Consider the following 17,135-nt stretch of genomic DNA (forward strand, 5'->3'; position numbering starts at 1 on the left):
TGAGTCTCGAGATCAATCAATTACATAAAAGATTTGGGTCCACCGTGGCCCTCGATGGCATGAGTTTCACCGTTCACCCGGGCGAGCTCTACGGCTTCGTTGGATCGAACGGCGCCGGAAAGACGACGACGATGCGCATCGCCCTCGGCGTGCTGTCGGCCGATTCGGGCGACGTGCGAGTCAACAACAAGCCGCTCACGTTCGAGGACCGTCAGCGCTTTGGCTACATGCCCGAAGAACGCGGCCTCTACCCCAAGATGAAGGTGGGCGAGCAGCTCATTTACTTCGCCCGCCTGCACGGCATGTCCGACGCCGATGCGCGCGCGGCCATGGAGTACTGGACCGAGCGGCTCGGCGTCCACATGCGCCGCGACGACGAGGTTCAGGCCCTGTCGCTGGGTAACCAGCAGCGCGTCCAGCTCGCCGCCTCCCTCGTTCACGATCCCGACGTGCTCGTCCTCGACGAACCGTTCTCCGGCCTCGACCCCCTCGCGGTGTCGGACATGAGCGAGATCCTGCGCGAGAAGGCCCGGCAGGGCGCAACCGTCGTGTTCTCCTCCCATCAGCTTGACCTCGTCGAGCGCCTGTGCGACCGCGTGGGCATCGCCTCCCTCGGCAAGATCGCCGCAGAAGGCCCGATCGACGAGCTACGCGACGCCGGCTCGGACGCCGTCGTCGAAATTGATGCTCCCGATACGCAGGCCGTGGCCAACGCGCTGCGCCCGCTGGGAATCGAGCCGGACGTGGCCGATCACCGCACGGTGCGCGCGAAGCTTCCCACCCACGTGGCCGACCAGGAGGTCTTGCAGGCCGCACTTTCGGTGGGGCCGGTGCACGGCTTTACGCACGTGCGCCCCTCGCTGACCGACCTGTTCGGAAACATCGTCCAGCTCCCCCAGCCCGTCGAAGCCAAGGACGAGAAGCCCGGCTTCTTCTCCCGCCTGTTTGGAGGTAAGAAGGCATGATTGTTCAGATTATGAAGCGCGAGTTCGCGATGCTCTACCGCAGCCGCGCGATGCGGCTGTCGACCGTGGTGATGGTCCTCTTGATCCTCGCGGCCGGCGTCTTGGGCAAGTTCCTCCTCGGTGGCGACGACGACGCGCCCGCCACCGGCGGCCCTGTCGTGGCCGTCGAAGACCAGATGGCCGACTACGTCTCCCACGTTAAAAAAGTCAGCGGCGGCCAGATCGACGTCGAAACGATCGGTAACGGCGAGGCGGAAAACTACCTGCGGGAGCGCAGCGAGTCCGACGCCGACGGCCCCGCGGTCGTCCTTGCCGGACAGCCGGGCACCCCTGATCTGGTGACGGCCACGGACGGCATGACGGGCGCCGACCAGCAGCTGTCGGCGGTGGTCAACACCGCGGCGACGGCCTGGCTCATGGAAGACCGCGGCATCACGCTCAGCGACGACGATTACTCGACGCTCGTGAGCACCGTGTCCGTGCCGGTCAGCGTGGTGACGATCGGAACCGCAAACCTCATCGAGTCCGATCCGATCGGCTACATCTCCTCGTTCGTCGGGCTCATGGTCCTGTTCATGATGATCATGATGGGCATCTCGACGATCGCCAATGGCGTGGTCGAGGAGAAGTCCTCGCGCGTGGTGGAGATCGTGTTGACGACCGTGCGCCCGCGCACGCTCCTCCTCGGCAAGATTCTTGGCATCGGCACGTTCCTGCTCCTGCAGTTCGTGCTCTTCGCAATCGCCGTGGTCATCTCGCTGAATCTAGCAGGACTGTGGCTCGACCTCGGCCTTGGCTCCTACCTCGCGTGGCTGGCCGTGTGGCTCGTGCTCGGCTTTTTCTTCTACGCCATGGCCACGGGCGCCCTTGCGGCCACGGCCTCGCGCCAAGAAGATCTCGGTGCGGTCACCTCCCCGATTTCGATGACGCTCCTCATCCCGTTTTACGTGGGTCTCTTCCTCGTGCCGGCCATGCCCGAGGCCACCGTCACCAAGGTGCTCTCGATGGTTCCCGGCATCTCGCCGTTCGCCATGCCCGTTCGCCAGGCATACGACACGGTGACGACGTCGGAGCTCCTCATCGCCGCCGCGCTCGGCGTCGTCGCGATCCCGCTCGTGGCGGCAATCGCCGGCAAGATCTACGAAAACTCGATCTTGCACACGGGCAGGCGCCTGAAGATCACCGAGGCCATCCGGGCCAAGAACTAGCGAGTCAGGCCCGGTCGATGAGCGCGAGGAGGACCGAGCGCAGGTAACTGGCCGCCTCCTCGGTACGCTCGTGGCCGACGTCGGCGAGGATCTCGCGTTCGATCTCGAGGATGTCGCTCATCGCGCCGTCGACGGCGGCGAGTCCCTTCGTCGTCGCCGACACGTGGACAATGCGCCCATCTTGCGGGGCCGGCGCTCGCTTGACGAGCCCGCTGGCCTGCATGCGGTCGATACGGTTGGTGATCGTGCCGGAGGAGACGAACGTGTCCTTCATGAGCTGGCCGGCGGTGAGCTTGTGGGCCGGGGCGCGGCGCAGGGCGGCAAGCATTTCAAATTCCCACGTCTCCAAGTCGTGCTTGGCGTAAATCGTCCGACGCACCTTGGCAAAGTGGCGATTGATTCTCAGGAGCCGCGAGAAAATCTCGAGGGGCTCCACGTCGAAGTCGGGCCGCTGGGTTTGCCACGCGGCAACGACCTCATCTACTTCGTCGCGCTCGTCCATGCCGAGAGTTTACTTCACGTCGAGATATCTCGGTAGCGGATTACGAAACTCATCCGAGGTAGCGCGCGGCCTAACTGTAGTACTCGGCCTGTTCGGCCGCCTCGAGCCAGTCCATTTCGAGGCCCTCGAGCTCTTCTTTAAGCTCGGCGATCTGCTTGCCGAGGTCGGCGAGCGCGGCGTAGTCCTCCGTCTGGCTCACGGTTGCGGCGACCTCCGCCTGCTCGAGCCCGAGCCTCTCGTTCTGCTCGCGCACCCGCTTCATCCGGCGTTCGGCGCGTTCCATCGCCTTGCGAGCCTCGCGCTGCTTGGCGGGGTTCGACGTGCTGGGTGCCGCGGACGGCGCGGGCGACGCCGCGCGATCAGCCGGGGGCTGGGCCTCCCGCGCGAGTTCCATGTACTGATCCACGCCTCCGGGCAGGTCGCGCACTCCCCCGTCGATGACGGACACCTGATGATCCGTCGTCCGCTCGAGCAGGTAGCGATCGTGGGAGACCACCACGAGCGTGCCCGGCCACGCATCGAGCAGATCCTCAATGGCCGCGAGAGTATCGGTATCCAGATCGTTCGTCGGCTCATCGAGGAGCAGCACGTTGGGTTCGGCCATAAGTAGGCGCAGGAACTGCAGGCGGCGCCGTTCGCCGCCCGAAAGCTCGGCCACCGGCGTCCACGCCCGCTCGCGCGTGAATCCCAGCTGCTCCACCAGTTGCGAGGCGCTCGTCGGCTTTCCGCCGATCTCCACGTGGGTTTTGATGTCCGCCACCGATTCGACGACGCGGCGGTGCGCAACCTTATCGAGCTCGCGGGTATCTTGCGAGAGGACGGCGAGCTCCACCGTCTTGCCCCTCTTGATAGTGCCCTCGGTGGGCTCGAGCCGGCCCGCAATGAGGCCTAGCAGCGAGGACTTGCCGGCGCCGTTCGCGCCGAGGATTCCGATGCGCTCGCCCGGCGCCAGCCGGAGGGTGACGTCCTTCAGCACGGGCTCGTCGGCGCCCGGCCACGCGAAGGAGACGCCCTCGAGATCCACAACCTTCTTGCCAAGACGCTGGGTGGCCATCCGCGCGAGCTCCACCGTGTCGCGCGGCGGCGGCTCGTTCGCGATCAGCTCGTTGGCCGCCTCGATGCGGAACTTCGGCTTCGAGGTGCGCGCCGGGGCTCCGCGCCGCAGCCACGCGAGCTCCTTGCGTAGTAGATTCGCGCGCTTTTCGGCGCTCTGTTGCGCGAGACGCTGGCGCTCGGCGCGCTGCAGCGTGTAGGCAGCGTACCCGCCCTCGTAGGTCTCCACGTGGCCGGCCACGGGCGACCGCCCGCCTGGCCCGTCATGGCCCGGCACGACCTCCCACAACCGGTCGCATACAAAGTCCAGGAACCACCGGTCATGGGTGACGACGACGAGCGCGCCGTCGTCGGGCCGCGCGTTCAAGTATTCGGCGAGGTACGTGACGCCCTCGATGTCGAGGTGGTTCGTGGGCTCGTCGAGGATGACGACGTCGGCAGGCTTGACGAGCGTCGCCGCGAGCGCCACACGCCGGCGCTGCCCGCCAGAAAGCTCCCCGACCAGCCGCGACAGATCGACGTCGGGAATCAATCCCGCGTGAATCTCGCGAATCTTCGAATCCGACGCCCACTCGTAGGTCGCGGCGTCGCCGTGGATGGCGTCGCGGACGGTCTGGTCCGATGCGAGGTCGTCCGCCTGCGTCAGCACGGCGAAGCGAGTGCCAGAGACCATCGTGACGCGGCCGGTATCGGGCTCGAGGTCGCGGGCCATGAGGCGCAGGAGCGTCGACTTGCCCCCGCCGTTCGGGCCAACGACGCCGATCCGGTTGCCGTCTTCGAGCGAGAGGTTGACGCCTGCGAGGATGGGGCGCGAGCCAAGGGAGATGCCCACGTCCTCCATGCCGAGAATATGTGCCACTACTCGGCCTCGCGAACGTGTGCGCCGGCGGCCGGGCCGCAGGCGGCGAGCACGGTGGTGTGCGGATAGCGGGCGGCGAGCTGCTGGGCGATGGCGTGGAGCGAGTCCGGATCGGTGAGGACCGCGATCGTCGGGCCGGAGCCGGAGAGGATGGCGTGCAGGCCATCGGCGCGCAGCTGCCCGAGCATCTGCCCGAGCTCCGGATTGAGCGAGGCCGCCGGTTCCTCGAGGTCGTTGACCATGGCCGCGCCGATGTCGTCGATCGAGCCGGACTCGAGGGCGGCTCGAAGATCAGTGGTTGGCGCGGGGTCGCCGGCCTGCGGGTTCAGACGGTCGAATTCGCGGAACACCGCTGGCGTGGAGAGCCCGTCCGATCGGGTGAGGAACACCCAGGCGTGAACCGAGGCCACCTGCACCGCCTCGAGCAACTCCCCTCGGCCCTGGCCATGGGCGACCGAGCCCTTGAGGGCGAACGGCACGTCGGAGCCGAGATCGGCGGCGATACGTTCGAGTTCGTCTGCGCCAAAGCCCAAATCCCAGAGCTTGTTAAGGGCGACGAGCGCGCCCGCCGCGTCGGCAGACCCGCCGGCCATCCCGCCGGCCACGGGGATCCGCTTCGTGATCGAGATGCGTGCCCCGGGTGCGCCGGGGCCGGTCAGCCCTCGGCGGTCAAGCAGTGCGGTGGCCGCGCGCATTGCCAAGTTTGAGCCGTCGAGCGGCAGGTCCGCGATTGCCACCGCGTCGCCGGGACTCGTGATGTCCACGGTGAGCTCGTCGGCAGCCGTGACCTCGAGGTCGTCGAAAACATCGAGCGCCTCGAACACGGTGTCGAGAGGGTGAAAGCCGTCGGGGCGCGGGCCACCGACGCGCAATGCAAGATTGACTTTGGCGGGGGCTGAAACTAAAACGCGATGCACGTGCCTATCGTAGCCTCCGGCGCGGGGATCGGCGTATTTTAAGCGTGCGCAGCCCGCGCGATGGCCACGAAGTCGTCGATTCCCAGCTTTTCGCCGCGCAGCGACGGGTCGACGCCGGCCGCCCGCACGATCTCTTCAGCCCGGGCCGGGCTTCCCGCCCACTGGCCAAGCGCGGCGCGCAGGGTCTTGCGGCGCTGCGCAAAGGCGGCGTCAACAATCGCGAACGTCTCGGCGCGAAGGTCCTCGGGATACGGAGCGTCATCTCGGCGCTCCATGTGGACGAGGGCGGAGTCGACGTTCGGGACCGGCCAGAACACGTGGCGGGATACCTTCGCCCCGCGGCGGACCTCGGCGAACCAGTTCGCCTTGACCGACGGGATGCCATACGTGCGCGATCCGGGCTCGGCCGCCAAGCGATCTGCCACCTCGAGCTGCACCATGACCGTCACCGATCGCAGCGAGGGCAGCTCTTCCAGCAACGTCAGAATCACCGGCACCGCCACGTTATAGGGCAGATTCGCCACGAGGTGGGTAGGCGCGACGGAGCTGTCGAGATCAGAGGGGGTATCAAGATCAGCGGGAGCTCGAAGAGCCGGCGGCACCGCGAGGTCGCTTTGCCTCACGAGCATCGCATCGCGCTCGAGCACGGCGAAGCGCTGCGCGGCCTCCGGCATGAATTCGCGGACCGTCGCGGGCAACTCGCCCGCGAGCACTGGATCGATTTCGACGGCCGACACGTAGGCGCCCGCCTCGAGCAGGGCGAGGGTCAGCGAACCGAGACCCGGCCCGACTTCGAGCACGAGGTCACCGGGCTGAACCCCGGCGTCACGCACGATGCGCCGCACCGTGCCGGCGTCGTGAACGAAGTTCTGGCCGAGAGTTTTCGTGGGGCGGACCCCAAGGCGATCGGCAAGCTCGCGGATCTGAACCGGACCGAGCAGGGGCATACGTCCTGCTTTAGTACCAGCCGCGAGCCTGCGAGTGACCCCATGCGCCACACGGGCTGCCGTAGCGGCCCTGGATGTAGCCCAGGCCCCAGCGAATCTGGGTGGCGGGGTTCGTCTGCCAGTCGGCGCCGGCCGAGGCCATCTTCGAGCCCGGCAGCGCCTGCGGGATTCCGTAGGCACCCGAGGAACGATTCATGGCGGTGTGGTTCCAGTGGGACTCACGCTGCCAGAGCGAATCGAGGCACGACCACTGGTCCATGCCCCACCCGTAGGAGGAGAGCATGCCCTGCGCGATCTCGCGCGAGGAGCCGGCCGGAACTGGCGCGGCTGCCGGAGCCGGAGCCGGTGCCTGCGGCGCCGCCTGCGGAGCTGCCTCCTGGGCGGCCTGCGTCGGTGCCGGTTCCGGTTCAACGACCTCCTTGGTACCCACGCGGATGACCTCCGTGACGGGCTCCGAGGCGATGGTCTCGATCAGCAGGATGCGGGTGGCCTCTTCGCCGTCGCGGTAGGTCACCTGGAAGTTACGCGTTCCCGTGCCCTCGACGCCGGCGGTCACAACCCGCTCCTCGCCCTTGGGCAGGTTCGGGTCGTCGATGCGCTCGGTCGCGTACGCATCGGTGAATTCTTCGGTGACGGTCTCGGTGGTCACGCGGACGATCGTCACGTCGGCGTTGGTCACGAGATCCGACAGCGAGACGGACACGTCATCGCGTGCGCCGATCTCAATGCCCGCTTCGGCGAATGCCGCGGCGTACGTCATCGACGAGTCGGCATCGATGCGCACGGTCTCGCCGTCAACGCTCACGTCGAAGGAGACGTCGGCAGCGCTTGCCTCAACTGCTGCTGGCACGCTCGGATCGACGACGGCGGCCACGGCGATCTCTGTGGGCGCCGTGCCCGACGGGATGAGCGGAAGGCCAATCGTTGCGCCGGCGGAAAGGGCGACCACGGATGCGGCGCCGGCCAAGTGGTACGACTTGGGGTACTTGCGCGTGGCGGGCGCCGGGCGGGAGTTGACGCGGCTCGTCACCAGCGAGTGGTTCATCGTCTCTGCGTAGGGAGTACCGCCCGCAACGCTCACGCGGGAAATCACCGGGATCTCGGCGGTATCGGCGGAGCGGCTGGCTGCCTCGGCCGCGGCCGCTGCCTTGGCGCGTTCTGCCATGCGGCGTGCGCGGCGCGAGCCCGGCTTCGGGGGCGTCGTGAGAAGGCCGGCGTCAAAGTACACCGGTCCTCCGGTGCGCGAAGTCCTGCTTGTCAAAGGTGTCTCCAGTGCGTCGATTACAATTTGCCGTAACAATACTGAGACTGATTGTAACCAAATTGTTATACCGCGCAACCATGTTGTGCGCGATCATACAAAACTTGACGGCAATATCTTCACCCGCGGGGCGCGAGTCAGATCCCGTAGACTTCCGTGGTCGTCCGGTCGATCGTGGCGCACAGGTCCTCCACGTCCACCGCCCGCACCTCGGCAAGGAAGCGCGCCGTATAAGCCACCGACCACACAGCGTTTGGCTGGCCGCGGTAGGGCTCGGGCGTCAGATACGGCGCATCGGTTTCCACCAGCACGAGCTCATCGGGCAGCTCCTCGAAGGCCTCGCGCAGGTCGGCGTTGGCCGAATACGTCACGTTGCCGGCAAAGGACGCGTACCAGCCGTTGTCTGCAAGGACGCGCGCCAGATCCGCGTCTCCGGAGAAGCAGTGGAACACCGTCCGCTCCGGTGCCCCATCGGCGAGCAGAATCTTTACGACGTCGGTGTGCGCCTCACGATCGTGAATCTGCATCGGCTTATCGAGCTCCTTCGCGAGCGCGATGTGCTCGCGGAATGCCCGCTTTTGCACCTCGCGGCCCTCGTCGCCCGTGCGGTAGTAGTCGAGACCCGTTTCGCCAATGGCCACGACGGCGTCGTCCCGGCTGAGCTCGGCCACCTTCGCAATCGCGTCCTCGAGCGAGACGCGCTCGTGATGCGGTGCCACACGCGGCGGATTGCCGTCCGGCCCCACCTCGCGCACGCCCGCATGCAGCGGGGTCTCGTTCGGATGGATTGCGAGCGCCGCCCACAGATTCTCGTGAGTGCCGGCGAGATCGTGGGTCCAGTCCAGTACGGGCCAATCGCAGCCGGAGGTGATGGCCGCCCGGATGCCCGCCTCCCGCATGCCCGCGAGGTGGTTCTCCAACAGGAGCGGCGGCTTCCAGTTGCCCTCGAGGTTGGTCTTTTGAACCGGGTCGTGCGGGGGATCCGGATACAGGTGCGTGTGGTTGTCAACGATCGGCACCGCGAGCGGCGCCGGCACCTCGGGGAAGGCTCGCTTGCGATCCTTCTTCGAGCCCGGCTGTGGCGGGGTCTGCGACACTTACTCGCCACTCTCCAGCGGGTTGCCGTCCACGTCGTAGCCTAGGCGCGCGAGCTCGTCGGCGACCACGGATTCATCGAGCTTGACGAAGGCGGGCTTCGGCTTCGAGATCGGCGTGCCGGGCTCAACCACGCGGCGCTCCCAGGTGCGCACGTTGGTGTAATCGCCGGTGATGATCGGATACGGGTAGTCCGTGTCGAGGTCCGTGACCTCCACGAGGTCCGGCATCGGCGCGATGTCCCCGGGCCCGCCCAGCACGGCGTCGATCGTGTTCGCCGAGTGCGGCAGGAAGACCGACATCATCGTGTTGAGGTCGGAGACTGCCTGGATGAGCGTGTTCAGAACCGTCCCGAGTCGCTCTCGCTCCTCCGGCGCCTTGAGCTTGAACGGCTCCGTCTTCGTGACGTAGGCGTTCGCCTCCCCCACGAGCCGCATGATCTCGGCGAGCGCCGCACGCTGCTGGTGGTTGCCGATGAGGCCGCCCACGGTGTCGAAGCCCGCGTTCACGGCGTCGAGCAATTCGCGATCGATGCTCTCAAGCTCGCCGGCTGGCGGGATCTCACCGAAGTTCTTCGCGATCATCGCGCCCGTGCGGTTGACGAGGTTGCCCCAGCCCGCCACGAGCTCCGAGTTGTTGCGGCGCACGAACTCGCTCCATGTGAAGTCCGAGTCCTGGCTCTCCGGTCCGGCAATCGAGATGAAGTAGCGCAGCGCATCTGGCTGGTAGCGCTCGAGCACGTCGCGCACGTAAATGACGATGCCCTTCGAGGAGGAGAACTTCTTGCCCTCCATCGTCAGGAACTCCGAGGCCACCACCTGGGTCGGAAGATTGAGCGTGCCGAAATCCCCCGGCTCGCCGCCCTTTGCGCCCTCGCCGTTGTAGGCGAGCAGTTCCGCCGGCCAGATCTGGCTGTGGAAGACGATGTTGTCCTTGCCCATAAAGTAATAGGAGAGAGCCTCGGGGGTCGTCCACCACTGCTTCCAGTCGTCCGCCGAGCCCGTTCCGGCCTTTTCGCGCCGGCGCGCCCATTCGATCGAGGCAGATAGGTATCCGACGACGGCGTCGAACCAGACGTACAAGCGCTTGCTCGGCTTGTCCTCCCAGCCGGGAACGGGAATGCCCCAGCTGATGTCGCGGCTCATCGCGCGCGGGCGGACGTCCTCGAGCAGGTGCTTGGAGAAGGCGATGACGTTCGGGCGCCACTTGCCGTCCTCTTCCACGCGATCCAGCCACTGCCCAAGCGCCTGCGCGAGCGCCGGCAGGTCAAGGAAGTAGTGCTCGGTGTTCTTGAACTCGGGCGTGAGGCCCGAGACCTTCGAGACCGGGTCGATGAGGTCATGCGGATCGAGCTGATTACCGCAGTTGTCGCACTGATCGCCGCGCGCTCCCACGTATTTACAGATCGGGCAGGTGCCCTCGATGTACCGATCCGGGAGCGTATTGCCCGTCTTCGGGTCGATCGCCACCGGGGTATCTTCGACGATCATGTAGCCGTTATCGCGGCACCCCTCGAACAGGTCCATGACCACCTGCTCGTGGTTCGCCGTCGTCGTTCTCGTAAACAAGTCGTAGGACAGGCCGAGCTTGACGAGATCCTCGACGATGATGCGGTTGTTCTTGTCGGCGAGCTCCTGGGGGCCCACGCCCTCCTGCTCGGCGGCCACGAGGATGGGCGTGCCGTGCTCGTCGGTGCCCGAGACCATCAGCACGTCGTGGCCCTGCATTCGCATGTATCGTGAGAAAACATCCGAGGGCACGCCAAACCCGGCAACGTGGCCGATGTGGCGTGGTCCGTTTGCATAGGGCCAAGCAACAGCTGAAAGGATTTTAGACATACCACAAGGGTAAGCGTTTTCGGCGCGGGACGTGAAACTCGCCCACCGCCAAACGTCGGCTGACCGTGAACGGATGGGCACGCGCGGCGCCACTGGCAATAAACTGATCGAGATGACCGCGGGCAGGCGCCCGCCAACCAAGGAGTAGTTCATGACTGACAATCGCGCGCTGATCATTGTGGATGTGCAGCCGACCTTCACCGAAGGCGGTGCGCTGGGCGTGGAGGGCGGTAACGCCGTCGCCGAACGAATCGCCGACTTCGTCACGGAAAATGCGGACGAGTACGGCCTCATCGTCACCACGCAGGACTGGCACGTGGACCCGGGCCACCACTTCTCTGACAACCCCGACTTCGTGGATACCTGGCCCCCGCACGGCGTGGCCGGCACTGCCGAGGCCGAGCTGCACGAGGCAATCGCCTCCCTCCCGCTGGACGACGGCGTGAAGAAGGGCGAGTACGAGGCCGCCTACTCGGGCTTCGAGGGCACGAACGCGGCCGGCGATACGCTCGAGGTCATTTTGCGCAACGCCGAGGTCTCCTCGATTGACGTGGTTGGCATTGCCGAATCGCACTGCGTGAAGGAAACGGCGCTCGACGCGCTGAAGTCTGGCTGGTCCGTACGCGTGTTCTCCGACCTCACGGTCCCGACCTCCGAGGAGCTCGGCGAGGCTGCCCGCGTGGAGATGGACGAGGCCGGCGTGGAGCAGCTCGATTCGCGCGACGCCTTCGGCTTCTACGAAGAGGCAGAGGACGCCCCGATCCCCGGCTTCGAGGACGCGGACGAGACCGAGTGGGCCGCCAACGACTGGGACGACATGGAGTCCGGCGATCTTGATGGCGACGGGATTCCGGACGACCTCGAAGACGACGAGTACGGCGCCGCCGATTTCCACGACGACGAACTCCCTCGTAGCGAGGCACTCATCGCCGACGAGGACGCCTACAGCATCGACGAATACGACGAGGAATCCGATCCCGAGCTCACCTCCGACGGCGAGGACGAGGAACTCGACACGCTGGCCAACCAGGTGGCGGTGGAGGAGGACCTGTCAGAGTACGACCTGTCCGACTTCGATATCGATCTTGACGAGGATGCGGACTTCTCCGACGAGGCCGACGACGAGGACTTCGACTTCTCAGACATCGACTATAAGCCGTAATCAGCACGAAGGCCCGCTCAGGCGGGCCTTCTTTCTATGAGTGCTCTGAGCGAGCGGCTAACGCGAGGTCGTAGAGCTCGTTCTTACGTAGCCCCTCGCGGGCGGCCACATGAGCGGCGGCATCCTTGAGCCGCAGGCCCGCTTCGGCGAGGGCTAACACTTCGGGGACGTGCGCGGTGGCGTCGCCGGTTCGAGCGGGCGCTCCCTCAACGACGATCGTGACCTCCCCTCGCACCTCGCGCGACCACTGGGCAAGCTCGGCGAGCGACGCGCGCTTAACCTCTTCGTGCGTCTTGGTCAGTTCGCGGCACACGGCCGCGCGCCGATCCGGACCGAAGGCCTCGGCCATGGCGGCGAGGGTCACCTCCACCCGGCGCGGGCTCTCGAAATAGATCGTGGTGCGAGGCTCGGTGGCAAGATCGCCGAAGAATCGGCGTCGTTCCCCATCCTTGCGCGGCGGGAATCCCTCGAACGCGAAGCGATCGGAGGCCAAGCCGGACAGGGCGAGCGCGGCAAGCACGGCCGACGGGCCAGGAACGACAGTCACGGGTACCTCGTTCTCGGCGGCTAGTGCGACGAGCCGGTAACCGGGATCGGACACCGAGGGCATGCCGGCGTCGCTGACGACCACGACTCGCTTGCCCGCCTGAGCCGCCTCGATGAGGGCACCCGAGCTCTGCCGTTCGTTATGCTCGTGATAGGCGACGACGGGGGCCGAGATCTCGAGCCCGAGGCGTCCGGCGAGGTTGAGCAGCCGGCGGGTGTCTTCGGCGGCGATCAGGTCGGCGGCCTCAAGCTCGGCGCGAAGGCGGGGCGAGGCGTCGTCGTCGTTGCCGAGCGGGGTGGCGGCCAAAACAATCATGGGCTGAGACTACCATTCGCGCATTTTACTGCTCACATGTGCAGTAGTGACCGACATGTAAGACGGCCACGTGTGACGCCCAGCAACATTTTTCAGTTCGTTACATTTTCTTGCTAAACTTGGAGATGACCACAAGGGGTCAGACGGCGAGAAATCGTCGATATTTCAAGACTTGTGAAGGAGGTTAGACCATGAGGACCAATTGGAACCCGTTTGCACAGACCAAGGCGTCACGCAACGCTCTTCTGAATGCCGCTCGCGCACATGAGCAGTACGTTCAGGCCGAGTTGCTCGCCAACCGATAGACCGGCACAGTAGCCGATGAATAGAAACGCGGACAACGAGGTCCGCATTTTTTATTCCCAAAATCGGGTGCCCGCCGCAGAGCACAACACACCTAACCCGACGCAACCACACCCCAATGCGCCAAACCACGCCAGTCAAGCCAGATCACGCTCACGCGACGCACCAAACGGGTCACCCCACCCCACGCGACGCACCAAACGGGTTCTAGACCCCCTCGATTGGTGCGTCCTTCTCCGATTGGTGCGTCGCTCAGCGAAAACAAACCCGATTGGTGCGTCGCCTAGAGACAGGCGTGGGCGAACCCACCGCAGCCCAGCTACCGGCCGCCACGAAAGAGCCGCTTACGCCCAGCCGGTCTCCCACAGCAGATCTTCTTCGATGCCGAAGTGGTGCGCCACCTCGTGGAAGACGGTGATCATGACTTCCTCGGCCACCTCGTCCTCGTTCTCGCACATGCGCAGCGTGGGCCCGCGGAAAATCCAGATCCGGTTCGGCTCCGCGTAACCAAAGAAGTCGCCGTCCGTCAGCGCCACCCCTTCGTACAGGCCAAGCAGGTCCTCCCCCTCGGATTCCTTGAGCTGGTCCACGCTGGGCTCGTCCTCGACGAGGAACACGAGATTGAGTAGCTGGGAGGCGAATTCCTCGGGGATTTCATCGAGCGCATCGGCCACAAGTTCTTCGAAGCGCTCCGGGCTCATCTCTACTGGCAATCGCCACCCCTTTCGTCCGACCTCCGGCCCGTGAAGTCGTCCATCGTCTGGTTGATGCCGAAGACGTCCATGAGCGCATCGACGACGGGGACGGGCAGCACCTGAGCAAGCTGCGCCGCGCGCACGAACGGCGGATCGACCTTCATCTGGTGGCCCGCCTCCAGCGCGTCGAGGATGTGGCGGGCGGCCGTCTGCGGCGTGAGGATCGGCAGGATCCAATCAAACTTCGTCTTCACGCCTTCGAACATGCCCGTCGAGATGTAGTACGGGCAGTACAGCAGCGTGTGGACCCTCGAGCCGCGGTGCCGAAGCTCGGCGCGCAACGACTGCGCGAATCCCACCGCCGCGAACTTCGAGGGCGAATAGTCGGCCTGCCGCGCCACGCCCACGAGCCCGGCCGCGGACGCGATCGTCACGATCGCGCCTCGATCACGCTCGAGCATCCCGGGCAAGAAGGCCCCCGTCGTGCGATAGTGCGAGATCGTGTTCACGGCGAACGTGCGCTCCACATCCTCCTCGGTGACGTTCGTAAAGTCCTTACCCGTCACGATGCCCGCGCTGTTGATCAGCACGTCCACACGCCCAAAGCGCGCGAGCGCCTCGCGAGCCGCCGCGTCCACGGACTCCTGGCTTGTCACGTCCACCGCCTGCGCCAGCGCCTCGTGTCCGATCTCCTCGGCCACCGCCCGCGCGGCAGCCTCGTTCAGATCCCACACCAGCACGGCTTTCGCCCCGCGGTTCGCGGCACCGTGCGCCATGAGGCGTCCGATCCCGGACCCGGCGCCAGTTATAACGACGACGGCGCCGCGGATCGGCACACGTCGGGTTCGCTTGAGCATTGCGACACCTCGCACTTTCTACTGCTGCCTGCCGGCAGGCTATCCCCGCGGGCAGCGCCTACTTCTCACCCAGCAGCTGGGGCGGGAGGTTGCGCACCGCCTTCAAGAAGCGCGTCATAACCGACGACCAGGCTTCCTGACCAAGGCCCGCAGGCGCCGCCACCGGCATGAGCCGCTGGGAGGCGACCAGCCTCGCGTCAGTGTACTTCGTGATTCCCTCGGGGCCGTGGCGATGTCCCATCCCCGAATCCTTGAGGCCGCCGTTGATGCCGCCGATCGAACCCCAGCCGGCCGCGTAGCTATCATTGATGTTGACCATGCCGGTGTCGATGCGCCGCGCGAGCGCCTCGGCCTCGTCGAAATTGCGCGACCAAATCGAGGCGTTCAAACCGTAGGGGGTCTCGTTGACCCGCGCCACAGCGTCGTCGTCAGAATCCACGCGATACAACGAGACGACGGGGCCGAACGTCTCCTCGCCGAACACGTCCATATCCTCAGTGACGTCGGTCAGGACCGTCGGCGTGTACCCGAAGATACCCACGTCCGGCAGCGCCTCGCCGCCCGCCAGCACGGTGGCGCCCTTGGCTCGCGCGTCATCCACGTGAGCGCTGACCTTGTCGAACTGATCCTGGGAGATGAGCGGGCCCATGTCGGCGTTCCACTGCATCGTCGCGTCCACCTTCATCGCCTTCACCTTGGCGAGGAAGGCCGCCACGAATTCGTCCCAGATGTCGGTGTGAACGTAGATGCGCTCGATGGAGATGCACAGCTGCCCCGCGTTCGAGAAGCACGCCTTGACCGCGCCCGCCGCGGCGTTGCCCGGCAGCGCGTCCTTGCGAACGATCATCGCGTTCTTGCCGCCCAGCTCAGCCGAGAACCCGATAAGGTTGCGGCCGGCCTGTTCCGAGATCTTTCGGCCAGTGGCGGTGGAGCCGGTGAACATGACGTAATCTGCCCGCTCGATCATCGGCGTGCCAAGATCCGCGCCCGCGCCCACGACCACCTGAAACAGGTCCTCGGGCACACCAGAGCGCTCGAGCAGCGCCTTGACCGCGAGCGCAGTGAACGGCGTGAGCGAATCAGGCTTGAGCACGATCGCATTACCGGCCATGATCGCTGCGATCGCGTCGGAGGCCGTGAGCGTGAAGGGGTAGTTCCACGGGGAAATGACGGCCACCACGCCCTTGGGCTGGCGGGTCACCACCGCCTTCGTCAGCAGCGGCATCGCCCCCTGGACCTTCTCGTCGGCAAGGAGCGACTTCGCCTTGCGCGCATAGTGGCGCGCGTTGATCGCCACGTCGGCGATCTCCTCGAAGGCCGAGCCGCGCGACTTGCCCGTCTCCCACTGGATGAGATCCAGCAGCGCCCAGCGGTCGCTGAGCACCCGGTCGTGGAAGTCGAGCACGCGATCGCGCCGGTCCGCAAAGCTCAGGCCCGCCCATTCGCGCTGCACGCGCCGGGCGGTGGCGAACACGTCGTCCATGTCCGCGGCCGTCGTCGTTGCTAAGCGGCCGATCTCGGTTCCCGTCAGCGGCGAGCGCACGGGCGTCCCGGCGTCGTCGAAAGTCAGGTTCGGCAGGAGATGCTTCAGGGCCTGCTGGCCGCGAAAGTCGAGGTCATTCATGGCTGGTCCTTTCGTTGTCCCAACTCTACGCGCCTCGGCCCGCTGGGCGAGGGCGCTGCGGGCCAAGCCCGGTAGACTTATGCGAGTGACGAACAAATCCTTTCCTCTAGGTGCCGCCCGGCGCGTGCGTTATGAAAACGAGCTGCGCGGACGGCTCGGACTTTTCCCCGTCGGAGCCACGCTCCCCGCGCAGGTGCGGCTGTACGGATGGATTGTCACAGCCCTCGCGGCGATCATTGCCACGATCACGCGGTTCACGCGCCTGACTCATCCGCACGAGATGGTCTTCGACGAGACGTACTACGTCAAGGGCGGCTTCTCGCTCCTGAACTTCGGGTACGAGCGCAATTGGGATGGCGAGGATCAAAACGACCTGTTCGTCGCCGGCGACCTCTCGGCGCTCGAAGAGACCCCCGACCGCTGGGTGCACCCGCCATTTGGCAAGTGGCTGATGGGCCAGGGAATGCGCATCTTCGGCGACGACAACGGCTTCGGCTGGCGCTTCACCACGGCGTTCCTTGGAATCCTGGCGGTCGTGCTCGTGGTCCGCATCGCGCTGCGCCTCTTCCGCTCCGTCACGCTCGCGGCCTTCGCCGGCATCGCAATGGCCCTCGACGGCATGGGCATTGTGCTCGCCCGCACCGGCCTCCTGGACAACATCCTCATGTTTTTCGTGCTCGCCGGCTTCTGGGCCGTTCTGCGCGACCGCGAGCATGCAAGAGGCAAGCTTGCGCACGCCGTTGCCCACGGCGAGCTCAAGATCAACGACGCCGGTCGGCTGATTCCCGCAGACCCGTGGGCTCCCAGCACGGGCTTTCGACCGTGGCTGATCGTGGCGGGCGCGCCGCTCGGGCTCGCGTGCGGGGTGAAGTGGTCGGGCGCGTATGCCGTGGCCGTGTTCGGCCTGTTCGTCTTCTTCTGGGGTGCGGCGGCCCGCAAAGAGGTGGGCGCGCGGCTGTGGATGGGCGCCGGCTTCTGGCGCGAGGG

At 66.1% G+C, this 17,135-nt stretch carries 14 protein-coding genes and 1 pseudogene; 4 read left to right on the forward strand and 11 right to left on the reverse strand.

The features are described 5' to 3' along the window. Positions 1–59 precede the first annotated feature (59 nt). Entirely contained in the window at positions 60–965 is a 906-nt protein-coding gene (locus tag ACHFFR_RS00575; protein ID WP_394262324.1) for an ABC transporter ATP-binding protein, read from the forward strand. Beyond that, positions 962–2,173 (forward strand): ABC transporter permease, encoded by a 1,212-nt coding sequence (locus tag ACHFFR_RS00580; RefSeq protein ID WP_394262325.1) that lies wholly within the window; start codon positions 962–964, stop codon positions 2,171–2,173. The genes ACHFFR_RS00575 and ACHFFR_RS00580 overlap by 4 nt, the downstream gene beginning before the upstream one ends. A gap of 4 nt (positions 2,174–2,177) precedes the next feature. Here the strand turns inward: ACHFFR_RS00580 and ACHFFR_RS00585 are convergent, their stop codons facing one another. The 7 genes from ACHFFR_RS00585 to metG all read right to left on the reverse strand — a co-directional run bounded on the left by ACHFFR_RS00585 (position 2,178) and on the right by metG (position 10,645). Then, entirely contained in the window at positions 2,178–2,675 is a 498-nt protein-coding gene (locus tag ACHFFR_RS00585; protein ID WP_394262326.1) for a MarR family winged helix-turn-helix transcriptional regulator, read from the reverse strand. 70 nt (positions 2,676–2,745) lie between these two features. After that, positions 2,746–4,587 (reverse strand): ABC-F family ATP-binding cassette domain-containing protein, encoded by a 1,842-nt coding sequence (locus tag ACHFFR_RS00590; protein ID WP_394262327.1) that lies wholly within the window; start codon positions 4,585–4,587, stop codon positions 2,746–2,748. Continuing rightward, the gene (locus ACHFFR_RS00595) at positions 4,587–5,504 is read right to left on the reverse strand and encodes a 4-(cytidine 5'-diphospho)-2-C-methyl-D-erythritol kinase (RefSeq protein ID WP_394262328.1); all 918 of its coding nucleotides are present in this window, start codon (positions 5,502–5,504) and stop codon (positions 4,587–4,589) included. The genes ACHFFR_RS00590 and ACHFFR_RS00595 overlap by 1 nt, the downstream gene beginning before the upstream one ends. A gap of 38 nt (positions 5,505–5,542) precedes the next feature. Further along, the gene (gene rsmA / locus ACHFFR_RS00600; protein ID WP_394262329.1) at positions 5,543–6,451 is read right to left on the reverse strand and encodes a 16S rRNA (adenine(1518)-N(6)/adenine(1519)-N(6))-dimethyltransferase RsmA; all 909 of its coding nucleotides are present in this window, start codon (positions 6,449–6,451) and stop codon (positions 5,543–5,545) included. A gap of 10 nt (positions 6,452–6,461) precedes the next feature. Next, the gene (locus ACHFFR_RS00605; RefSeq protein ID WP_394262330.1) at positions 6,462–7,679 is read right to left on the reverse strand and encodes a G5 domain-containing protein; all 1,218 of its coding nucleotides are present in this window, start codon (positions 7,677–7,679) and stop codon (positions 6,462–6,464) included. 170 nt (positions 7,680–7,849) lie between these two features. Then, the gene (locus ACHFFR_RS00610) at positions 7,850–8,809 is read right to left on the reverse strand and encodes a TatD family hydrolase (RefSeq protein WP_394262331.1); all 960 of its coding nucleotides are present in this window, start codon (positions 8,807–8,809) and stop codon (positions 7,850–7,852) included. After that, positions 8,810–10,645, reverse strand: a complete 1,836-nt coding sequence (gene metG / locus ACHFFR_RS00615) for a methionine--tRNA ligase (RefSeq protein ID WP_394262332.1) — start codon at positions 10,643–10,645, stop codon at positions 8,810–8,812. 151 nt (positions 10,646–10,796) lie between these two features. Between metG and ACHFFR_RS00620 the strand changes: the two are divergent. After that, positions 10,797–11,375, forward strand: a pseudogene (locus tag ACHFFR_RS00620) (isochorismatase family protein); the annotation flags it as partial. A gap of 466 nt (positions 11,376–11,841) precedes the next feature. On the opposite strand, the gene rsmI reads toward ACHFFR_RS00620, so the two are convergent. From rsmI to ACHFFR_RS00640, 4 genes are all read right to left on the reverse strand, one after another. Further along, a complete protein-coding gene (gene rsmI, locus ACHFFR_RS00625; RefSeq protein ID WP_394262333.1) occupies positions 11,842–12,669 on the reverse strand; it encodes a 16S rRNA (cytidine(1402)-2'-O)-methyltransferase in 828 nt (275 codons plus the stop codon). A 647-nt stretch (positions 12,670–13,316) separates the two neighbouring features. Continuing rightward, complete coding sequence (locus ACHFFR_RS00630; RefSeq protein WP_394262334.1) at positions 13,317–13,685, reverse strand: metallopeptidase family protein; 369 nt, start codon at positions 13,683–13,685, stop codon at positions 13,317–13,319. Further along, on the reverse strand, positions 13,676–14,524 hold the full coding sequence (locus ACHFFR_RS00635) for an SDR family oxidoreductase (protein ID WP_394262335.1): 849 nt from the start codon (positions 14,522–14,524) through the stop codon (positions 13,676–13,678). Before ACHFFR_RS00635 ends, ACHFFR_RS00630 begins: the two co-directional genes overlap by 10 nt. Before the next feature lie 58 nt (positions 14,525–14,582). Continuing rightward, positions 14,583–16,148: a succinic semialdehyde dehydrogenase gene (locus ACHFFR_RS00640; RefSeq protein WP_394262336.1), complete on the reverse strand. Its 1,566-nt coding sequence runs from the start codon at positions 16,146–16,148 to the stop codon at positions 14,583–14,585. An 85-nt stretch (positions 16,149–16,233) separates the two neighbouring features. On the opposite strand from ACHFFR_RS00640, the gene ACHFFR_RS00645 reads away from it, so the two are divergent. After that, positions 16,234–17,135, forward strand: a 902-nt coding sequence (locus tag ACHFFR_RS00645; RefSeq protein ID WP_394262337.1) for a phospholipid carrier-dependent glycosyltransferase, incomplete at its 3' end; no start/stop codon positions are given.

This window comes from Trueperella sp. (assembly GCF_043424875.1).
Classification (GTDB): domain Bacteria; phylum Actinomycetota; class Actinomycetes; order Actinomycetales; family Actinomycetaceae; genus Trueperella.